The following is a 16,330-nucleotide window of genomic DNA, read 5'->3' on the forward strand; positions in this document are numbered from 1 at the left end:
GTTGCGAACTTAGCCTTTGTTCGGGCCTGCAGGATGTAGGTCACAAAGGCGTTGCAACAGGACGTTGCGAACTTAGCCTTTGTTCCTTAATGCCAGCGGGAACCCCCCATTGAATGAAGCTTCACTTTAGCGTTTGTTCCATGCCATACCAGATTATATCAACCCGTTCGGCTCGTGCCACCAAATCTTGATAGACCCATCCGGTTATATCCCGCCATAGCCGCTCCCATTTTTCTGTCGGTACAATCCCTTTGGAAATGTCTGTACCGATCATAACAAGTTTTCGGTGGCTTTCTACTTTTTCCCACTCTAACCAAGGTTCGGTTTGGCTCATAACGTTTTGACGCTGTGTATCAGGTGAAAGCGTCGGATCTATTGTTGTATAGATCCATTTTTCAAGCCCTTCCAACACCACAACAGCCGGGAAATCCCTATGGGAAGGTTTCGTTAGCGTATCTGCTCCATAGGCGCTCAACCAGAGGGGATAATCCGCAGCATAGTGGTTTTTTACCCATTTTCGTTTCCCGTTGAAGGCACCACCCGTAATGAAGTGCATCGACTTCCCTCCTTCCAGTCACGATAAGTCCAGCAAAGTCTCATCCCGCTCCCATGCGGAATTTGCCATTGCCAGAAATTTTTCTCCTCATCAGCCAGCTTTGTTAATAGTAAACGGATGACCCCGCCATGTGTCACCAGTAACATTTCCTGATGAGCCTGATCATTGATTGTCTTCTTGAGTGACGTCCAACCGTTCATCACCCTATTTTCCATATCGGCAAACCATTCACCATCAGGTGGCCGATTGGAAAAAGGATCTGAAAGCCAGTTTTGGTATGCTTCGTCCTGACAAAGATCCGTATATGTTTTCAATTCCCACTGGCCAAAATTCATTTCGCGAAACGCTTCAGTTTCCATGTGCCGCACCCCCCGACCAAGGATAGCAGCTGTTTGCCTGCAGCGAGTTAAGTCACTTGATACGCAGAAATCAAAGCTAGGTATGTCGCTTTGCAGCACTTTTAATGTCCGCCTGGCCTCATAAGTAATCGGTGGATCGCTCCACCCCACATATTTCCTCTCCAGATTTGCCTTTGTTACACCATGGCGAAAGAGTGTAACAGCCACATGACGATCCATAACAGCAGCTCCATCCCTTCTGAACTCGCTCCTAATGTATCACCCGATATACCGCCGAAATGCTTCGTTATTCTCCCGGCGATCATATACCCTATAACAATCATACAGCTTACGAGAATAAAATAACATGCCAATAAATCCGTATTTAAAAATGCTATCAATATACTAATGATGATTAAATAAAAACCATAAACCATCCGGAAAGATCGGCTCGCACCTTGTTTAAAAAAGTGGGCCATCCCATTATTTCGCGCTGTCGGCAAAACCTGCAAATAAGCGCCCATCAGCATTTTCCCAAGAAACGGGACCAACAGGATCAATAAATATGTCCAGGCGCCGGCCATGGTGATCAATTCATATAAAATAACAAAACGAACGCCAAGAAATACGACGATAGACAGGACACCAAAAGCACCGACACGGGGGTCCTGCATAATCTCCAACCGCTTCTCAGGATTCTGGTACGAAAAATAGGCATCACCTGTATCAATAAGCCCATCCAGATGAATACCACCTGACAGTAAAATCAATACAAGCCAAAAACAAAGCGCGATTATAACTTCAGAAAAAGGCGTGTACGACATAAGCACAAACAAAATGGATGCATAAATAGCACCCTGAACCAGTCCGAGCAACGGAAATGTCCGTAACGCATATGACAGATCGTAACGGTCCATCCGGAAGTCACTTTTTATGGGAATGCTTGTGAAAAACTGCAGGTTAATACCCATCCCAGTAAAAATGCCTCGTATACTAGTGAACATGCTTTTCACCCAATATGATTTTTAATAGTTTCCGCCAATCCAGATGTTTTTCCAAATGCTTTGCCAGTTTTTCATAGGTCGCATTTTTTAATAAAAAATTGGACGTATGCGCTTCCGGTGTACTGATTCCCTCCACACTGTCTTCTTCGGCGAGGCCATGTTCGATGTACGGTACAACACCTAAAACAGGGATCCCGGTATAGGCTTCAAGCCACTCATTGCCCGATGCAAACGAGGTGACGTCGCCGTGAAATTTGTTAATGATCAGCCCCTTCACCCGATTTCTTTCTTCCTCTGTCAGTAATGCCAATGTACCGGCAATACTTGCAAAAGCACCACCCCTGTCAATGTCTGCCGTCAGAATAACAGGAACGTTCGCCATTTCGGCAACGGCCATATTGGCAAGATCACGCTCCTTTAAGTTCATCTCCACAGGACTGCCCGCACCTTCGAGAAAAATGAGATCACACTGCTGCTCTAACTGCTTAAGTGCCGATTGAATCGTTTGTTTTGCTTCATTGAAATAAACCTTTTGATAGTCACCGCCATTGATTGTGCTGATGGTTTCGCCCATAAAAATCACCTCTGTCCGATGATCTTCAGAAGGTTTTAAGACAATCGGATTCATGCGTACGGACGGCGTAAGACCGGCTGCTTCAGCTTGCTGAGCCTGTGCAACACTCATTTCTTTTCCATCTTCCGTTTGAATTGTACGATTGGACATGTTCTGTGCTTTGAATGGTGCAGCAGCATATCCCTTTTCAGCAAACAAGCGGCACAGAGCGGTTGTGAGAAGGCTTTTCCCGACATTTGAAGCTGTTCCTTGAATCATAACCCCTTTCATTGCGCTACTCCTTTCTTGCAAATCGGGAGCCCATTTTCGACCAAATAGGCCGTATCCGCTTGATCAACGATTCCTTGATGAACGTTACCGAGTATGTATTGATACATTCGTGTGAATGGCTCCTCAGTTGTGAGCCCTTGTGCCACTTCATTGGAAACAACGATCAATCCGGCGGAATTTTCCTGAAGACAAGCGACATCCATTAAAATACAACTGATCACCTGTTCAGGTTCATCCAAGGCGCGGTCAAATAAATAATTGTTTAAAAGTGTTGTCACACAATCCAAGACAAGTATATCCTGTTTCGTAAAATGCTTGGCAATACGCTGTAAATGGTACGGGCATTCCCATGTTTTCCAGGGGGCGGACGCGTTTTGTCGATCTTCCCGGTGGCGGGCGATCCGTGCAACCATCTCCTCATCAGACGGAACACCACATGCCATATAGTGCAGGTTAGACCCCAGCTTCTTGCCTAAATCAACAGCCATCTTCTCTGCATAGGCGCTTTTCCCGCTCCGAACTCCGCCTGTAACAAAAATCAGTTTCCCTGTTTCCATTCGGATAAGGCCCCCATCAATAAATTGTTTTCCGCTTCCGTTTTAATGGCTGCACGAAGCCACGTTCCTTCAAGTCCGGGAAAGTTGTAGGTATGCCGCATTACAAGTCCTTTGCGCAATAAATACATGAATAATTCCTGCTGGTCGTCCAGTGAAGGGTCTCTGATTAGGTAAAAATTGACCGCTGATGGGCTATGCAAGAAATCATTTTTCCTGAAGAACGAGAATAACCGCTTCCTTTCTCCCGTCATATAAGCTCGGGTATCCTCGCTATGCTGGTGATCTTTCAGGCACAGGCTTCCTGCTTTTAATGCGATGGCATTGATACTCCAATGCGGCTGACTGATTTGAATTCGGGCAAGAAGTTCAGCCCGTCCTGCCAGATATCCCAGGCGCAATCCTGCAATACTGTACATTTTTGTGAGTGATCGCAGAACCAGTAAATATCTAGACCGGCCTGCTTGGTGAATGAACGTGACAGGATTCGATGCAAAATCATAAAACGCTTCATCGATGACGAGCAGCGTTTTGGACTGCTTACACGCATCAATCAGCCAATCGATGGTCAACCGGTCATATTGCACACCTGCCGGGTTATTGGGATGGCAAAAGAAAACAGCATCAACTGCATCTATTTTCTGTTGCAATGCTCCCTTCTCCAACTGCCAATTTGGCGGATGAACAATATGATAAGAAATGGTACAATTTTCGTTCCTGCAGGCAGATTCATATTCGGAAAAAGCCGGATGAATGATCAGCACCTGTTTTCCGTGGAGATAACGGGCGATTAATGTAATGAGTTCAGATGCGCCATTCCCAGGCAGCAAATGCGATTCTGCCACACCTTCATGAGCGGCAATCGTCTTTTTCAGTTCCAAAGCGGATGGATCCGGGTAATCCTCAATCTCCTCCAGCCAGCCTTGCCAGTGGTCTTTGATGGCACGGGGTGCACCCAACGGATTAGTATTCACACTGAAATCCACCATTTTAGTCGGTGGTTCCATCCCCAAAGCCTTAAACAAATGATCCGGATTAGAGCCATGTGCTGGCAATTGCATAACATCCTCCCCCTAGCCATAAGAGTATTAAAAAAAAGCCATTTGTGCGTTCCATGATCGAGATGGCTGCTTTAATATGCCTCTTGTGCAAGTCTTTCTGCGGCAACCCCATAACGGCCCGTTCCGATTTTATGCCTTGGTAATAATTGGTGCCTCCGAGCTGAACCCCCAGAAGGAGCGCTACGGCCGCTTCCCCCCAGCCGCTGTTCGGACTTGGATGCTTACCGGCCTCTATTTTCAACGCGTGAAAAGTCTGTCTTTTCGTCATGAAAGGTGACGGACAGACAGCAATCATGCAAACACCGGTGACGCGGCTTGGGACCCAGTTAACCAGATCGTCAAATCGGGCGGATGCCCAGCCAAATTGACGATACCTTTCATTTTTATAGCCAACCATCGAATCACACGTATTAACAGCACGATAAACCATCGCCAGAGGAGCGCCACCGAAAAATGCCCAAAATAACGTTGCTGTAATGCCATCACTCACGTTTTCAGCAACGGTTTCAACAGTTGCTCGGGTAATACCGCTTGCATCTAGGATTTGCGTATCTCTGCCGACAATCATTGAAACCCGCTGTCTGGCTGTTGGCATATCACCATCTTTTAATGGCTGATAGACGTTCAGCGCAGCTTTTTTCAAATCGTTTTGGGCGATTGTTGTCGCGATAATCACCGACTCGGCTGCAATTCCAATTATAGCATGAATTTGATAAGCGCCCCACACAACGAGACATGTTATGGAAAATACTGCCATCATCACAATAATTAATAAAATAACGCCTTTAGCCTTTCTTAAGACGCCTTTATTCAGGCGACGTTCAAGCCAGGAAATGAGAGCTCCAATCCAACGTACCGGGTGCGGCCATGAAGGCGGATCACCAATCATCCGGTCGATTATAAGGGCCAATGTTATACTGAATAAATGATAAATGAGCATACGCTACCTCGCTTGATAAAGTGAAACTTATCAGGCATTTATGGTCAGTTAAGCCCCGTTTTTCGGGGATTTACTGACCGTTACATGCGGGGAAAAGTGAAACTTCATTCAGTGAAGTGCTTTTCTTCACTGACATTAAGGAACAAAGGCTAAAAGCGCCACGCCTTGTGACAACACCTTTGTGACCAACATCGTGTTGGCCCGAACAGAATCGACATTTACGGACAGTTAGTCGCCATAATTTGGCGGGTTACTGTCCGTTATATGCGGGATAACGCTGGATGGCTTTTTTTGTTTCGGCATAGACACTTTTTCCAATCAATTGACCGAGCGCTGTTGCTGTCCCTGCATAAGGTAACATTTCACCTTGTTGCGTGGCAGCCACCAGAACACTGTCAGTTGAGGTGCCGGTTGCGATTGTATCCGTATGCTTATCCCTGATGTCCAACTCTCTTAATGCTTGCGCTTTTGCCTCTGTCGCCGTCATAATCACCTGAATAAACGCTTCTTCAGTTAAGTGTCCATTGACAAACAACCATATATTGATCGTTCCCTGAGTCATGGGATGCGCTGCCCCGACTGATCGTGCACTGTCTGTTGCATTTCCAACCCCGGCTGTTACAACGGTGAAGATGGAAAAGTGTTCATGTTTCCAACGGCTGTAAGCAACATGTGCTAGCTCAACTGCTGTCATCATCCCGACTGTACGTGACGTATCGAATCCGTTCTTTTCAAGATAATCCTGCATCTCCCCTTCAGGATTCGAACAATCATAGCCAGCTGGCACATGGCGATTGACAAATTCGGTGTTCCAGCCGATGCCAGCACCACACACCCCGGAAGATAATGTTCTTAGTGTGATTGGTGAAGTTAGGGTAATATGCTCCTGTTTAATGGTTAACATCGATGGACCGATCATGACTTCTGCTGACGTTTGAGCCGCATCAGGCAACAAGTGCATTTGCGGTTTGGCGACTGCCGGGTGTGGATGCTTGGTCACGTTCGTCTTGTATACTTCTTTGATCAAGCCCTCTGTCAGCACGCCATCAGGTGTATGGATCACCCGCTCCCGGCCCTCGTGCAGCAACAGCAATCGGTCACAGTACAGACTGGCAAGATTCAAATCATGAAAAATAGAAACAACGGTTAACCCTTCTTGTTCCGCTCCTTTTTTCAACAGGTCAAGCAAATCCTTTTGATAAGCCAAATCCAGATGGTTGGTCGGCTCATCAAGAAGCAGCAAATCGGGCTGCTGCGCTAATGCCTGGGCCAGGAAGACCCGCTGCTGCTCCCCGCCTGACAGTTCCTGCACTGCCTCATGCTGAAATCCCGTCATATTCGTCTGCTCCATGACAGTCTGAAGCACCCGTTCATCCTCGGCTGTCCACGTTTGGAAAAAACCCTGACGATGCGCATACCTTCCAAGCGTCACCGTCTCTCTAACCGTATATGAAAACGCATGTCCCGTAAGTTGGGGAAGAACAGCCATTTTCTTCGCTAATGCTTTCCGGGAAAAAAGGGTTATATTTCGGTTATTCAACTGAATAGAACCGGACGTGCAAGGGATTAAACCACTGATCATTTTCAGCAGTGTTGTTTTACCACTCCCATTGGGGCCTAATATGCCAAAAAATTCACCTGGCGAAACGGAAAAACTAATATCTTGAATGACCGGCTGCCCGTCATAGCCTCCTGACACATGCTCCAGGTTCAACATGACACCCCTCCTCTCCATATTATGCGCGACTTTTTGATAGTGTCGCGCGATTTTCCGGTGATGCTGCGCGAATTCGGCCGGGTGCCGCGCGATATCGCGGGGATGACGCGCGAATTCCTGGTGGTGCTGCGCGTTATTGTGAGGATGTCGCGCTATTTTCCGGCGGTGCCGCGCGAATTCGCGGGGATGACGCGCGAATTCGGCCGGGTGCTGCGCGAACTCGCGGGGGTGTCGCACGAATTCGACCGGGTGCCGCGCGATATCGCGGATGTTCTCGCTCGAGTTTTCGATGTTCTCGCTCGAGTTTTCGATGTTCTCGCTCGTTCATCCTTTACGTTGTTTCATTAAAATAACTGCGAATACCGGTGCCCCAATTAATGCTGTGATCACCCCAATCGGTAGGATCGTTGGGGATATAATCGTTCGGGATATAAGATCCGTCAGCATTAAAAAGCCGGCACCGGTTAGGGTTGACAGAGGAAGCATATGAACATGATCCGGTCCCCATAGGCGCCTTGTTAAATGAGGGATCACCAATCCGACAAAACCGATTGCTCCGGAAACAGCCACTGCCGCGCCAGTTAGGATCGATCCGGCAACAAGGACCGCCAATTTCCGTTTTTCGACATCAACACCAAGATGCTGTGCCCGTTCTTCCCCAAATGACATCGCATTTAACTCGCTGGTGTTCATTAAAAGCAGCAAAGATCCCAGGATGAAAAACGGCACAATAATACCGATATGGCTCCATCCCCTTGCAGATACACTGCCAAGCAGCCATCCCATAATTTGCTGTAGTTGGTCATCCGTCAACGCAATAATTAAGGATATAAAGGAGCCCAGAAATGAACTGAATATAATGCCTGTTAAAATAATCGTCTCCACCCGCATCGTTCGGTCCACTCTTCTGGCGAAAAACAGCACAAGTAAAATGGTTGCTAAAGCAGTCGCTATACTTAAAACCGGCAACGTATAAAGTCCGAGAAAAGGAATCGAAATGCTAAAAAACAACGTCGCAACTGCGCCCACGGAAGCACCGGATGAGACACCTAAAATATACGGATCTGCCAATGGATTTCGAAGCAGACCCTGGAATGCCGCTCCTGCAATCGCCAGAGAGGCCCCAACCAAACCGGCAAGGAGCACTCTCGGCAATCGAATTTGCGAAACAATATTCATGTACATTGGATCGACCTGATCAGCTATCGGTAAGCGAAAAACATGTGCACCAATAATTTTGACGATATCTGAAACAGGAACAGATACGCTGCCAACGGATATGGCCGTCAGCATCGATACAAGTAAGAAGGCAAATGCCAGCACATATGCAAATAGATGATTATTCGTCAAAAAGTTCCGGATAGACAACTTCAGCGATCTCCTTTGCACCTTCCACTAAACGGGGCCCCGGACGGCTTACAAGGTCGGAATGAACATCAAAAACCTCCTCATTCGCTACCGCGTTCACGTCACCCCAACCATCACGATTCAAGACTTGTTCGACTGGATCATCTTCATAATCGCCATACGTCGTTATCATGACATCCGGGTTTAATTCCACAATAGCTTCGGGATCGATCTGAACCCAGCCGTCCAGCTCTTGTGCTGCATTATCTGCATTGACGATCTGCAGGAGATCATCAAAAAATGTGTTTTGACCTGCCGTGAAAATTTCCGGTGCAGGTGCTACTTCAAAAAAGACAGACTGACGTTCATCATCACTGATAGCCGCTGTCTTTTCATGCAGTGACGCAAATTCCTCTTTCATATTGCCGACAATTTCTTCTGCCGCTTCTTCTGTACCCGTCATTTGTCCGATCTGTTCAATCGATTCATACGTCTCATCAATTTGCTGTGCATCGTGAACCACAAACACATTGATGCCGGCATCGCGAATCTGTTGTAATGCTTCTTCAGAGTTATGTGCACCGGAAGCATGTGCCAGCACAAGGTCCGGTTCCAAACTGATAATCACTTCCACATTCAGTTCCATACCGCCTACCTTTTCTTTTTCCTCTACCTCTTGCGGATAATTATCATGATCAGAAACACCGACGATTTCATCTTCCAATCCTAGTGCAAAAGCAATTTCGGTATTGCTCGGAATTAAGGAGACGATCCGCTCCGGTTTCTCATCAATGGTCATGTCATGATCAAGCGCATCGGTTACCGTCAGCGGAAAAGCTGATTCCTCCGTCGCTGTTTGCTCCGTGTTCTCATCTGTGCTCTCAGCCCCATTTTCAGAATCGGGACTTTCAGAACTGCAACCAATCAAAAGACCAAACGTCAGCATCACTAATAGAAAAAACGATAAAAACTTTTTCACTTCGATACCCCCTCATGTATTTTGCGCAAATAAAAAAACATCTTCACGAGAAATGAAGATGGCTATGTAAAAGAGCAGTCAAGATAAACCTGTCCCTTTACACCTTCCTATTCCTCGTAGGCATTGGTGCACGAAAGGCAGCAGGCAGGTCTCCTGGCTCATGGTCATCACTTGCTGCATCTTCCCTTCCCATACATACTTATGTACAGTGGTCATGACAGCTCGCTCGCAAATACAGTGGCGGGACCGCGTTGGACTTTCACCAACTTCCCTATTAAGATTTCACACATTGAAATCACCTGTACCCAAAACGATTTAGTTATTCGCTGATTCCGATTATACATAAAGTTACAAAATCTGTCACGTTTCTATGTAACCTATTCCCTCTCTATGAGCGACCGAGCATGGCTGCTTCACGGAGAAAAAGGCGTTCATCTGGTGATGAGCGGCCCTCCACAGTTTTTCATCAATTCCTATTTTTAAGCTTAACAGCAGTTTTTAGACCCTTGCTGATTTTGAAATTGTATGTACATTTTTGTCTCTTATCCTGTATAATAATATCAATATACTCGAACGGCGAGAATTCTATTAAAAAAGAAAGGGTGTTATCATGCTTCGTATTTTAGATTTAAAAAATATGAAAGAAAATCATGAAAAGATTACCATGGTCACGGCATATGATTACCCGTCTGCCAAGCAGGCGGAACAAGCCGGAATAGATATGATCCTCGTTGGTGACTCATTAGGGATGGTTGTACTCGGTTATGAGTCAACCGTTGAGGTAAAGATTGAAGACATGATCCACCACGGAAAGGCAGTCAAACGCGGCGCACCGAATACATTCATAGCTGTTGACATGCCATTTATGTCCTATCACATTTCACTGGAAGAATCACTAAGAAATGCGAAAAAGATTTTTCAGGAAACGAATGCCCAAAGCTTGAAAGTCGAAGGTGCATCCGGGGACATACTTATTTTCATAGAGCGTTTAACAGAAGCGGGGATACCGGTTATTGCGCATTTAGGATTAACACCTCAGTCGGTTAATGTGCTCGGCGGATTCAAAGTTCAGGGGAAAGATAAAACCACTGCGAAAAAACTTCTGGATGATGCTAAGAAAGTGGCGGACCATGGCGCTGCTGCACTCGTTTTAGAGTGTGTTCCGACAGAACTGGCTAAGATGGTAACAAATTCTATCAATATTCCAACGATCGGAATTGGTGCGGGTGTCAATTGTGATGGACAGGTCCTAGTCTATCACGATATCCTGAAATACGGCGTTGACCGTCTGCCAAAATTTGTGAAACCGTATACCGATTTTAATGATAGCGGTACAGAAGCGCTAGAAGCTTACATTTCAGATGTGAAGCAAGAAAACTTTCCTTCTGATGACCATTCTTTCTTTATGAAAAATAAAGATGCCTTACCTGAACGTGAATAAGGAGAGAAATAAAGTGAAAGTTATACGTTCGATTCAAGACATGAAACAATTAATGAGAGATTACCGTACTCAAAACAAACAGATTGGTTTCGTTCCTACAATGGGGTTTCTTCATGAAGGCCATCTAAACCTGATGCGGGAAGCGAAAAAAGAAAATGATGTCGTCGCAGCGAGTATTTTTATTAATCCATTACAGTTTGGCCCAAATGAAGATTATGAAAATTACCCAAGAGATGAGCAAGCTGATGTACTTCAGGCTGAAAAGGCAGGCGTTGATGTATTATTCATTCCAACCGTTGCTGATATGTATCCAAATCCAATGCTGATTCAACTGGGGATAAAAGGACGGACCGATGTTTTGTGCGGTCGTTCGCGTCCCGGACATTTTGATGGCGTCCTGACAGTATTAACGAAACTATTTCATATTATCAGTCCGGATAAAGTGTATTTCGGTTTGAAAGATGCCCAACAAACAGCGGTGGTGGACGCATTAATCGATGATTTGAATTTTCCGATCGAATTAGTTGGATTGCCAACGGTCAGAGAAACGGATGGACTGGCGAAAAGCAGTCGTAATGTGAACCTGACTGAACAAGAGCGAGGTGAGGCCGTTTGGCTATATAAAGGATTACAACATGGACGACAGCTCATTCGCCGCGGTGAACAAAACCCGGATAAGATTATTCATGACGTCACAGAAACAATGAACCATCACATATCGGGAAACATTGATTATGTTGAATTACTAAGTTATCCGGCATTAGAACCTGTGTCATCGATTAATCAGCGGATCATCCTTGCTGCTGCTGTTTACTTTGAAAGAGCCAGATTAATAGACAATCTGCTTCTCGACAAAAGCGGAGAAATCATCACTCGGTATAGCTAGGAGGCAATGGTATGTTTCGTACTATGATGAAAAGTAAGATTCATCGTGCGCGTGTAACGGAAGCAAATTTAAATTATGTCGGTAGTGTTACAATTGACCAGGATATTCTGGATCAAGTCGATATCTTGCCACATGAAAAGGTACAAATTGTCAATAACAATAACGGTGCCCGCCTAGAAACGTATGTCATCCCCGGCAAAAGAGGATCGGGTGTTGTTTGTTTGAATGGAGCGGCAGCAAGGCTCGTACAAAAAGACGATGTCATTATTATCGTTTCCTATGCATTCGTTTCAAGTGAAGCGTTAGCATCCCATAAGCCACTTATTGCCATTATGAATAACAAAAATGAGGTAACAGAATTATTGGAGCAGGAGTCGCCCTTAACAATTGCAGAGGAGAAAACAGTCTGATTTGTTTATGAATCAGACTGTTTTTAAAAAGCGGTAATCGGAAACCTGGTGTGGAAAGAGGGATTTATAACTACTATTTATCTTAAGAATAACCCTTCTGCTATTACATAACTTGCCCCGATTAACTGGAAAAGGACGTAATTTTTATTCAAGATTTGTGCCCACTTGTGTTATAAAAATACTATCCTTTATGAGGCTGAGTTGATTAAGATATTTTTTATATACTAATACTTTTCATGAAAGTCGTTTAATGTTTATTATCTCTATCCTTTTCCAAGTACTTTTTTATCTTTTTCTCTTCCCAATCCCGACCTAAAATACCATCTGCAAATGTTGTTAAACCGTGAATTATCACACCTATTCCCCAACCTCCTAGCGGATATAGAAACCACCAATAGCCATCAAACGTTATCATATTGATTATCAAGAGTAGAATACTGACTAATATATAAACAGTTACATGAATGTAAAATGCTTTGAGTCGTTCTACCTTTTCTTTCGCTTTTCGATATCTGTGATCCTCTTCCATTTTTACAACGCCCTTCTATAAATTTCAACATTTTTTCCAGAATTTCGTGTTTTTCTTTCGGCAACTTTTGCACAGGCGACTTTAACCCATTCCTGAAACTGTTCCTGGCAACCCCCAATCTTTAGGCTAGTGACCCAATCGTCTTTTCCCTTCCATTAGATATTTCAGTTACACCAGCACAGAAAAAGTTATCAGAGAAATAAATCGTTGATTCCACTATACAATCGTCCCTTCGCAGTTCTTATTTAGTTGTACGAATTATTGGGAAAATTTGTTTCAAAAAGTCAGATAAATAATCTGAATATAGTAAAGGTTTACAAATCACGTCCCTTCAAAAAAAATACATGGGCTTTCACACCGAAATCTACCGTGCGTGACTTATCACAAAACAAGCCATTTATGAAAAAATATTCAAAATACGCTTGAACATCACGTTACGTTATCTTTTATACTGACATAGCGTTATGAATATCCCCCGTTTTAGCGCCGACTCCTACATTACATTTCTTGTTGGCTTTGGAGGGTTATCCACAGCCATCGCTTTACTGGTAAAAAAATGAACAAGGATTAATGTCAATTGTAAGTTTCGCTACCATGCCGCTTATGTTCATATCCGGATTATTTATGCCCCTTGATCTTGTTCCAGATTGGATTCGTCATACAGCGCGCTTCAATTCAGTTAATTGGGCAGGTAAAGCAGGGCAGGAAACAATCACCGATCATATGGATTGGGGATTAATTCTTTTACATTCAGCTTATCTATTGATTTTCGTAATTATTTCCGTATGGCTGGCAACAATGGCATTTCGTAAATATCAGAAATCGATCTAAAAAATGAGCAGGCGAGCATTCATGTTGTCTGACCGCTTTCTTTTCTGCCTTGATGCAACGTCTTGATTAAATGCTGGCCAAAAAGCTTCCTTCCCATCCGTTAGCGAAACTTGCTCGAAACATTTGATTGCAATCAGAATGCCACCATAATCGTTATGTATAATCCCGTCCCCATGTCCCGTGCATATTTTTGGAAACACAGGAAAGGATATCAACGTGAAGGAGGGTATTGTGATGACGGATGATCGTTCTGATGATAAGAAAAAGCAGGAGGAAGACGGGCTGAGCCGGCGCCGGTTTATTAAGAATACGGGCATGCTTGCCGGTGGTGTTGTCGGCGGGTCATTGCTTGGCGGGCTACTGACGAACCAATTCCAGCAGGACCCGGAAACACAGACTGATAAAAAAGAAACGAGTTCTGAACTGCAGGATGCGCGGATGTTTTTCAGCCGTGATGACTTTAACGTGCTTCAGGCGGCCACGGAGCGGATTTTTCCGGAAGACGATAATGGTCCCGGTGCCATCGGGCTCGGTGTTCCTTACTTTATAGACAAGCAATTGGCCAGCAGCTGGGGCGTCAATGGTAAAGACTACAGACAGGGGCCTTTCATTCAATTCAACCGGGTTGAAAGCATGGAAGGAAAAGAAACAGAAGAGCAGCCAACAAACCCGCCTTTTCTAAAACGCCAACCGGAGACTGACCTGCAGCGCCACCAGTCCCGGCTGACCAGAGGTGACATTTTCCTTACAGGCCTGCGCAAGATGAACGATATCAGCCGAAACCGCCACAATCAAACGTTTGACAAACTTGATGAGGACAAGCAAATCGCTATTTTAGAGGAATTTGAAAACGGTAATGTGAAGCTGAACGGTGTCGCTGCCGAAAACTTCTTCGTCCTTCTCCGCCAGACGACATTGGAAGGCGCCTATTCCGATCCGCTGTACGGCGGTAATAAAAATATGGCGGGATGGAGAATGAAGGAATTTCCTGGTCCACAGGCTTCCTATGCCAACATGATTGAAAAAGAAGAATTCGTCAAAATGGACCCGATCAGTTTGAATGATTATCAGGGCTAACATCCTGGTTTCGAAGGAGGACTACCATGGCAATAAAAATGGACAAAGTTGATGCAGTTGTGGTTGGTTCAGGTTGGGCCGGCGGAATCGTGGCCGCTGAACTTGCTAAAAAGAATTATAAAGTTATCGGGCTTGAACGCGGCGAGGACAAAAAACACGAAGACTACATAGGCACCAAGGACGAACTGCGGTATTCCCTGAGATACGAAATGATGCAGGATTTGACTAAGGAAACCATTACATCCAGAAATAGCTCGGATAAGACCGCCCTGCCCGTCCGCTCCAATGAAAATGCCTACCTTGGAACCAACACTGGAGGGGCAGGTGTGCATTGGAACGGACATAACTTCCGGTGGCTTCCATACGATTTTGAAATTTACTCGAAAACAGTAGAGCGCTACGGCAAAGACAAAATTCCTGAAGACATGACCATTCAGGACTGGGGTGTCACCTATGACGAAATGGAAAAGTACTACGACAAGTATGAAAAAATGGCCGGTATCTCCGGTGAAGAAGATCCGCTCGGGCCAGAGCGTTCCAACCCATACCCAAATCCGCCCATGAAGGATACACCGTCCACCAAACTGTTTAAAAAGGCTGCAAAGGAACTTGGCTACCACCCATACCAGATCCCGTCAGCCAACGTTACCGAACAATACACCAATCCGGACGGGGAAACGATTAATGCCTGCATGTACTGTGCATTTTGCGAAACATATGGGTGTGACTTTGGTGCAAAATCGGACCCGATTATCACGGTATTGGCAACTGCAAGAAAGACAGGAAACTATGAACTCCGGAATCAGGCTTATGCAACTCAGGTCATTCATGACGGCAATAAGGCAACCGGTGTGCGCTACGTCGATACCAAGACAGGACAGGAATATGAACAGCCGGCGGACATCGTCGTGCTGGCCGGGTTTGTCTTTACCAACACCCGTTTACTGCTGCTTTCCGATATCGGAGAGCCATATGATCCGAAAACAGGCAAAGGCATCATCGGCAAAAATTTTACCGGGCATTTCAACAATGTGACTTACCTCGGTGCCAGAGGATTTTTTGATAGCAAGAAGTTCAACAACTTTGCCGGAGCCGGAGCGTTGGCTTCAACATTATCTGACTTTAGTGGCGATAACATAGATCACAGCGACCTTGACTTCCTGCACGGGTTCGAACCGCATATTCGGGTGATGGGTAACAGACCGATCGAGTACAACTATGTCCCAAAAGGTACCCCAAATTGGGGAAAAGAATTCAAGGAAAAATCGTTGTACTACACGAACCGGAATTTATTCGTGGATGCGCAGGCGGCAGCATTGCCGAGGGCGCATAATTATTTGGACCTTGATCCGAACTACACGGATTTTCAAGGAAATCCGCTCATTCGTGTGACATATGAGTATACCGACCAGGACCGCAAATTGGGTCAGTATGCCATCAAAACGTGTACCGAAATTATGGAAAAAATGGGTGCTGACATTGTCGACGATGATGCGTTACCAGACGATGTGGCATTCAATAACTCTTACACAAACTCCCATAATGGCGGAGGGGTCATCATGGGTGACGATCCGGACATATCCGCTGTCAATACGTATTCGCAAATGTGGGATATGGAAAATTTATTCGTCGTCGGTTCATCATCCTTCCCGCATTTCAGCAATTACAACCCGACGGAAACGATTGGTGCCTTCGCCTATCGTGCCGCTGAAGGAATGGAGAAGTACCTTAAAAATGGCGGCGGACTCGTCGAACGAAAACGTGCTAAAAACCATGCATAAGAAGGAATGCAGACACGTAACGAATCAGTTTAAAA

17 protein-coding genes, 1 pseudogene and 1 riboswitch are annotated in these 16,330 nt (G+C 45.3%); of the genes and pseudogenes, 7 read left to right on the forward strand and 11 right to left on the reverse strand.

The window, feature by feature from the left end:
• Positions 1 to 121: 121 nt before the first annotated feature.
• The 8 genes from ACFQ4A_RS00120 to ACFQ4A_RS00155 all read right to left on the reverse strand — a co-directional run bounded on the left by ACFQ4A_RS00120 (position 122) and on the right by ACFQ4A_RS00155 (position 7,014).
• Positions 122 to 556: a bifunctional adenosylcobinamide kinase/adenosylcobinamide-phosphate guanylyltransferase gene (locus ACFQ4A_RS00120; protein WP_382396738.1), complete on the reverse strand. Its 435-nt coding sequence runs from the start codon at positions 554 to 556 to the stop codon at positions 122 to 124.
• A complete protein-coding gene (locus tag ACFQ4A_RS00125) occupies positions 508 to 1,134 on the reverse strand; it encodes a histidine phosphatase family protein (protein ID WP_382396740.1) in 627 nt (208 codons plus the stop codon). The genes ACFQ4A_RS00120 and ACFQ4A_RS00125 overlap by 49 nt, the downstream gene beginning before the upstream one ends.
• Positions 1,092 to 1,898, reverse strand: coding sequence for an adenosylcobinamide-GDP ribazoletransferase (gene cobS / locus ACFQ4A_RS00130; protein WP_382396742.1), 807 nt, complete (start codon positions 1,896 to 1,898; stop codon positions 1,092 to 1,094). The genes ACFQ4A_RS00125 and cobS overlap by 43 nt, the downstream gene beginning before the upstream one ends.
• Entirely contained in the window at positions 1,888 to 2,742 is an 855-nt protein-coding gene (locus ACFQ4A_RS00135) for a cobyric acid synthase (RefSeq protein WP_382396744.1), read from the reverse strand. The genes cobS and ACFQ4A_RS00135 overlap by 11 nt, the downstream gene beginning before the upstream one ends.
• Complete coding sequence (locus tag ACFQ4A_RS00140) at positions 2,739 to 3,299, reverse strand: bifunctional adenosylcobinamide kinase/adenosylcobinamide-phosphate guanylyltransferase (RefSeq protein WP_382396746.1); 561 nt, start codon at positions 3,297 to 3,299, stop codon at positions 2,739 to 2,741. The genes ACFQ4A_RS00135 and ACFQ4A_RS00140 overlap by 4 nt, the downstream gene beginning before the upstream one ends.
• Positions 3,281 to 4,357 (reverse strand): threonine-phosphate decarboxylase CobD, encoded by a 1,077-nt coding sequence (gene cobD / locus ACFQ4A_RS00145; RefSeq protein WP_382396748.1) that lies wholly within the window; start codon positions 4,355 to 4,357, stop codon positions 3,281 to 3,283. The genes ACFQ4A_RS00140 and cobD overlap by 19 nt, the downstream gene beginning before the upstream one ends.
• Positions 4,332 to 5,297 (reverse strand): adenosylcobinamide-phosphate synthase CbiB, encoded by a 966-nt coding sequence (gene cbiB / locus ACFQ4A_RS00150; protein ID WP_382396750.1) that lies wholly within the window; start codon positions 5,295 to 5,297, stop codon positions 4,332 to 4,334. Before cbiB ends, cobD begins: the two co-directional genes overlap by 26 nt.
• Before the next feature lie 250 nt (positions 5,298 to 5,547).
• Complete coding sequence (locus ACFQ4A_RS00155) at positions 5,548 to 7,014, reverse strand: adenosylcobinamide amidohydrolase (RefSeq protein ID WP_382396752.1); 1,467 nt, start codon at positions 7,012 to 7,014, stop codon at positions 5,548 to 5,550.
• Positions 7,015 to 7,047: 33 nt separating this feature from the next.
• Here ACFQ4A_RS00155 and ACFQ4A_RS00160 point away from each other — a divergent pair, with 33 nt between their 5' ends.
• Entirely contained in the window at positions 7,048 to 7,362 is a 315-nt protein-coding gene (locus ACFQ4A_RS00160; RefSeq protein ID WP_382396754.1) for a hypothetical protein, read from the forward strand.
• Here the strand turns inward: ACFQ4A_RS00160 and ACFQ4A_RS00165 are convergent.
• Both ACFQ4A_RS00165 and ACFQ4A_RS00170 read right to left on the reverse strand, forming a co-directional pair.
• The gene (locus ACFQ4A_RS00165; RefSeq protein WP_382396756.1) at positions 7,339 to 8,382 is read right to left on the reverse strand and encodes a FecCD family ABC transporter permease; all 1,044 of its coding nucleotides are present in this window, start codon (positions 8,380 to 8,382) and stop codon (positions 7,339 to 7,341) included. The two genes, ACFQ4A_RS00160 and ACFQ4A_RS00165, sit on opposite strands and share 24 nt — an antisense overlap.
• Positions 8,354 to 9,340 carry an ABC transporter substrate-binding protein gene (locus tag ACFQ4A_RS00170; RefSeq protein ID WP_382396758.1) on the reverse strand — a complete coding sequence of 329 codons (987 nt, stop codon included), beginning with the start codon at positions 9,338 to 9,340 and terminating at the stop codon, positions 8,354 to 8,356. The genes ACFQ4A_RS00165 and ACFQ4A_RS00170 overlap by 29 nt, the downstream gene beginning before the upstream one ends.
• A gap of 126 nt (positions 9,341 to 9,466) precedes the next feature.
• Positions 9,467 to 9,658, reverse strand: a riboswitch (cobalamin riboswitch).
• Between the two features lie 292 nt (positions 9,659 to 9,950).
• On the opposite strand from ACFQ4A_RS00170, the gene panB reads away from it, so the two are divergent.
• The 3 genes from panB to panD are packed head-to-tail and all read left to right on the forward strand — an operon-like array spanning position 9,951 to position 12,077.
• Entirely contained in the window at positions 9,951 to 10,781 is an 831-nt protein-coding gene (panB, locus tag ACFQ4A_RS00175) for a 3-methyl-2-oxobutanoate hydroxymethyltransferase (RefSeq protein WP_382396760.1), read from the forward strand.
• A 13-nt stretch (positions 10,782 to 10,794) separates the two neighbouring features.
• The gene (gene panC / locus ACFQ4A_RS00180) at positions 10,795 to 11,667 is read left to right on the forward strand and encodes a pantoate--beta-alanine ligase (RefSeq protein ID WP_382396762.1); all 873 of its coding nucleotides are present in this window, start codon (positions 10,795 to 10,797) and stop codon (positions 11,665 to 11,667) included.
• An 11-nt stretch (positions 11,668 to 11,678) separates the two neighbouring features.
• Positions 11,679 to 12,077 (forward strand): aspartate 1-decarboxylase, encoded by a 399-nt coding sequence (gene panD / locus ACFQ4A_RS00185; protein WP_382396764.1) that lies wholly within the window; start codon positions 11,679 to 11,681, stop codon positions 12,075 to 12,077.
• A gap of 247 nt (positions 12,078 to 12,324) precedes the next feature.
• Here the strand turns inward: panD and ACFQ4A_RS00190 are convergent, their stop codons facing one another.
• On the reverse strand, positions 12,325 to 12,606 hold the full coding sequence (locus ACFQ4A_RS00190; RefSeq protein WP_382396766.1) for a 2TM domain-containing protein: 282 nt from the start codon (positions 12,604 to 12,606) through the stop codon (positions 12,325 to 12,327).
• A gap of 567 nt (positions 12,607 to 13,173) precedes the next feature.
• Between ACFQ4A_RS00190 and ACFQ4A_RS00195 the strand changes: the two are divergent.
• The 3 genes and pseudogenes from ACFQ4A_RS00195 to ACFQ4A_RS00205 all read left to right on the forward strand — a co-directional run.
• Positions 13,174 to 13,437: pseudogene (locus tag ACFQ4A_RS00195) on the forward strand (ABC transporter permease); the annotation flags it as partial.
• Positions 13,438 to 13,671: 234 nt separating this feature from the next.
• Complete coding sequence (locus tag ACFQ4A_RS00200; RefSeq protein ID WP_382396768.1) at positions 13,672 to 14,514, forward strand: gluconate 2-dehydrogenase subunit 3 family protein; 843 nt, start codon at positions 13,672 to 13,674, stop codon at positions 14,512 to 14,514.
• Between the two features lie 26 nt (positions 14,515 to 14,540).
• On the forward strand, positions 14,541 to 16,295 hold the full coding sequence (locus ACFQ4A_RS00205; RefSeq protein WP_382396770.1) for a GMC family oxidoreductase: 1,755 nt from the start codon (positions 14,541 to 14,543) through the stop codon (positions 16,293 to 16,295).
• Positions 16,296 to 16,330: the final 35 nt, after the last annotated feature.

The organism is Lentibacillus salinarum (assembly GCF_042679865.1).
Classification (GTDB): Bacteria; Bacillota; Bacilli; order Bacillales; family Amphibacillaceae; genus Lentibacillus; species Lentibacillus salinarum.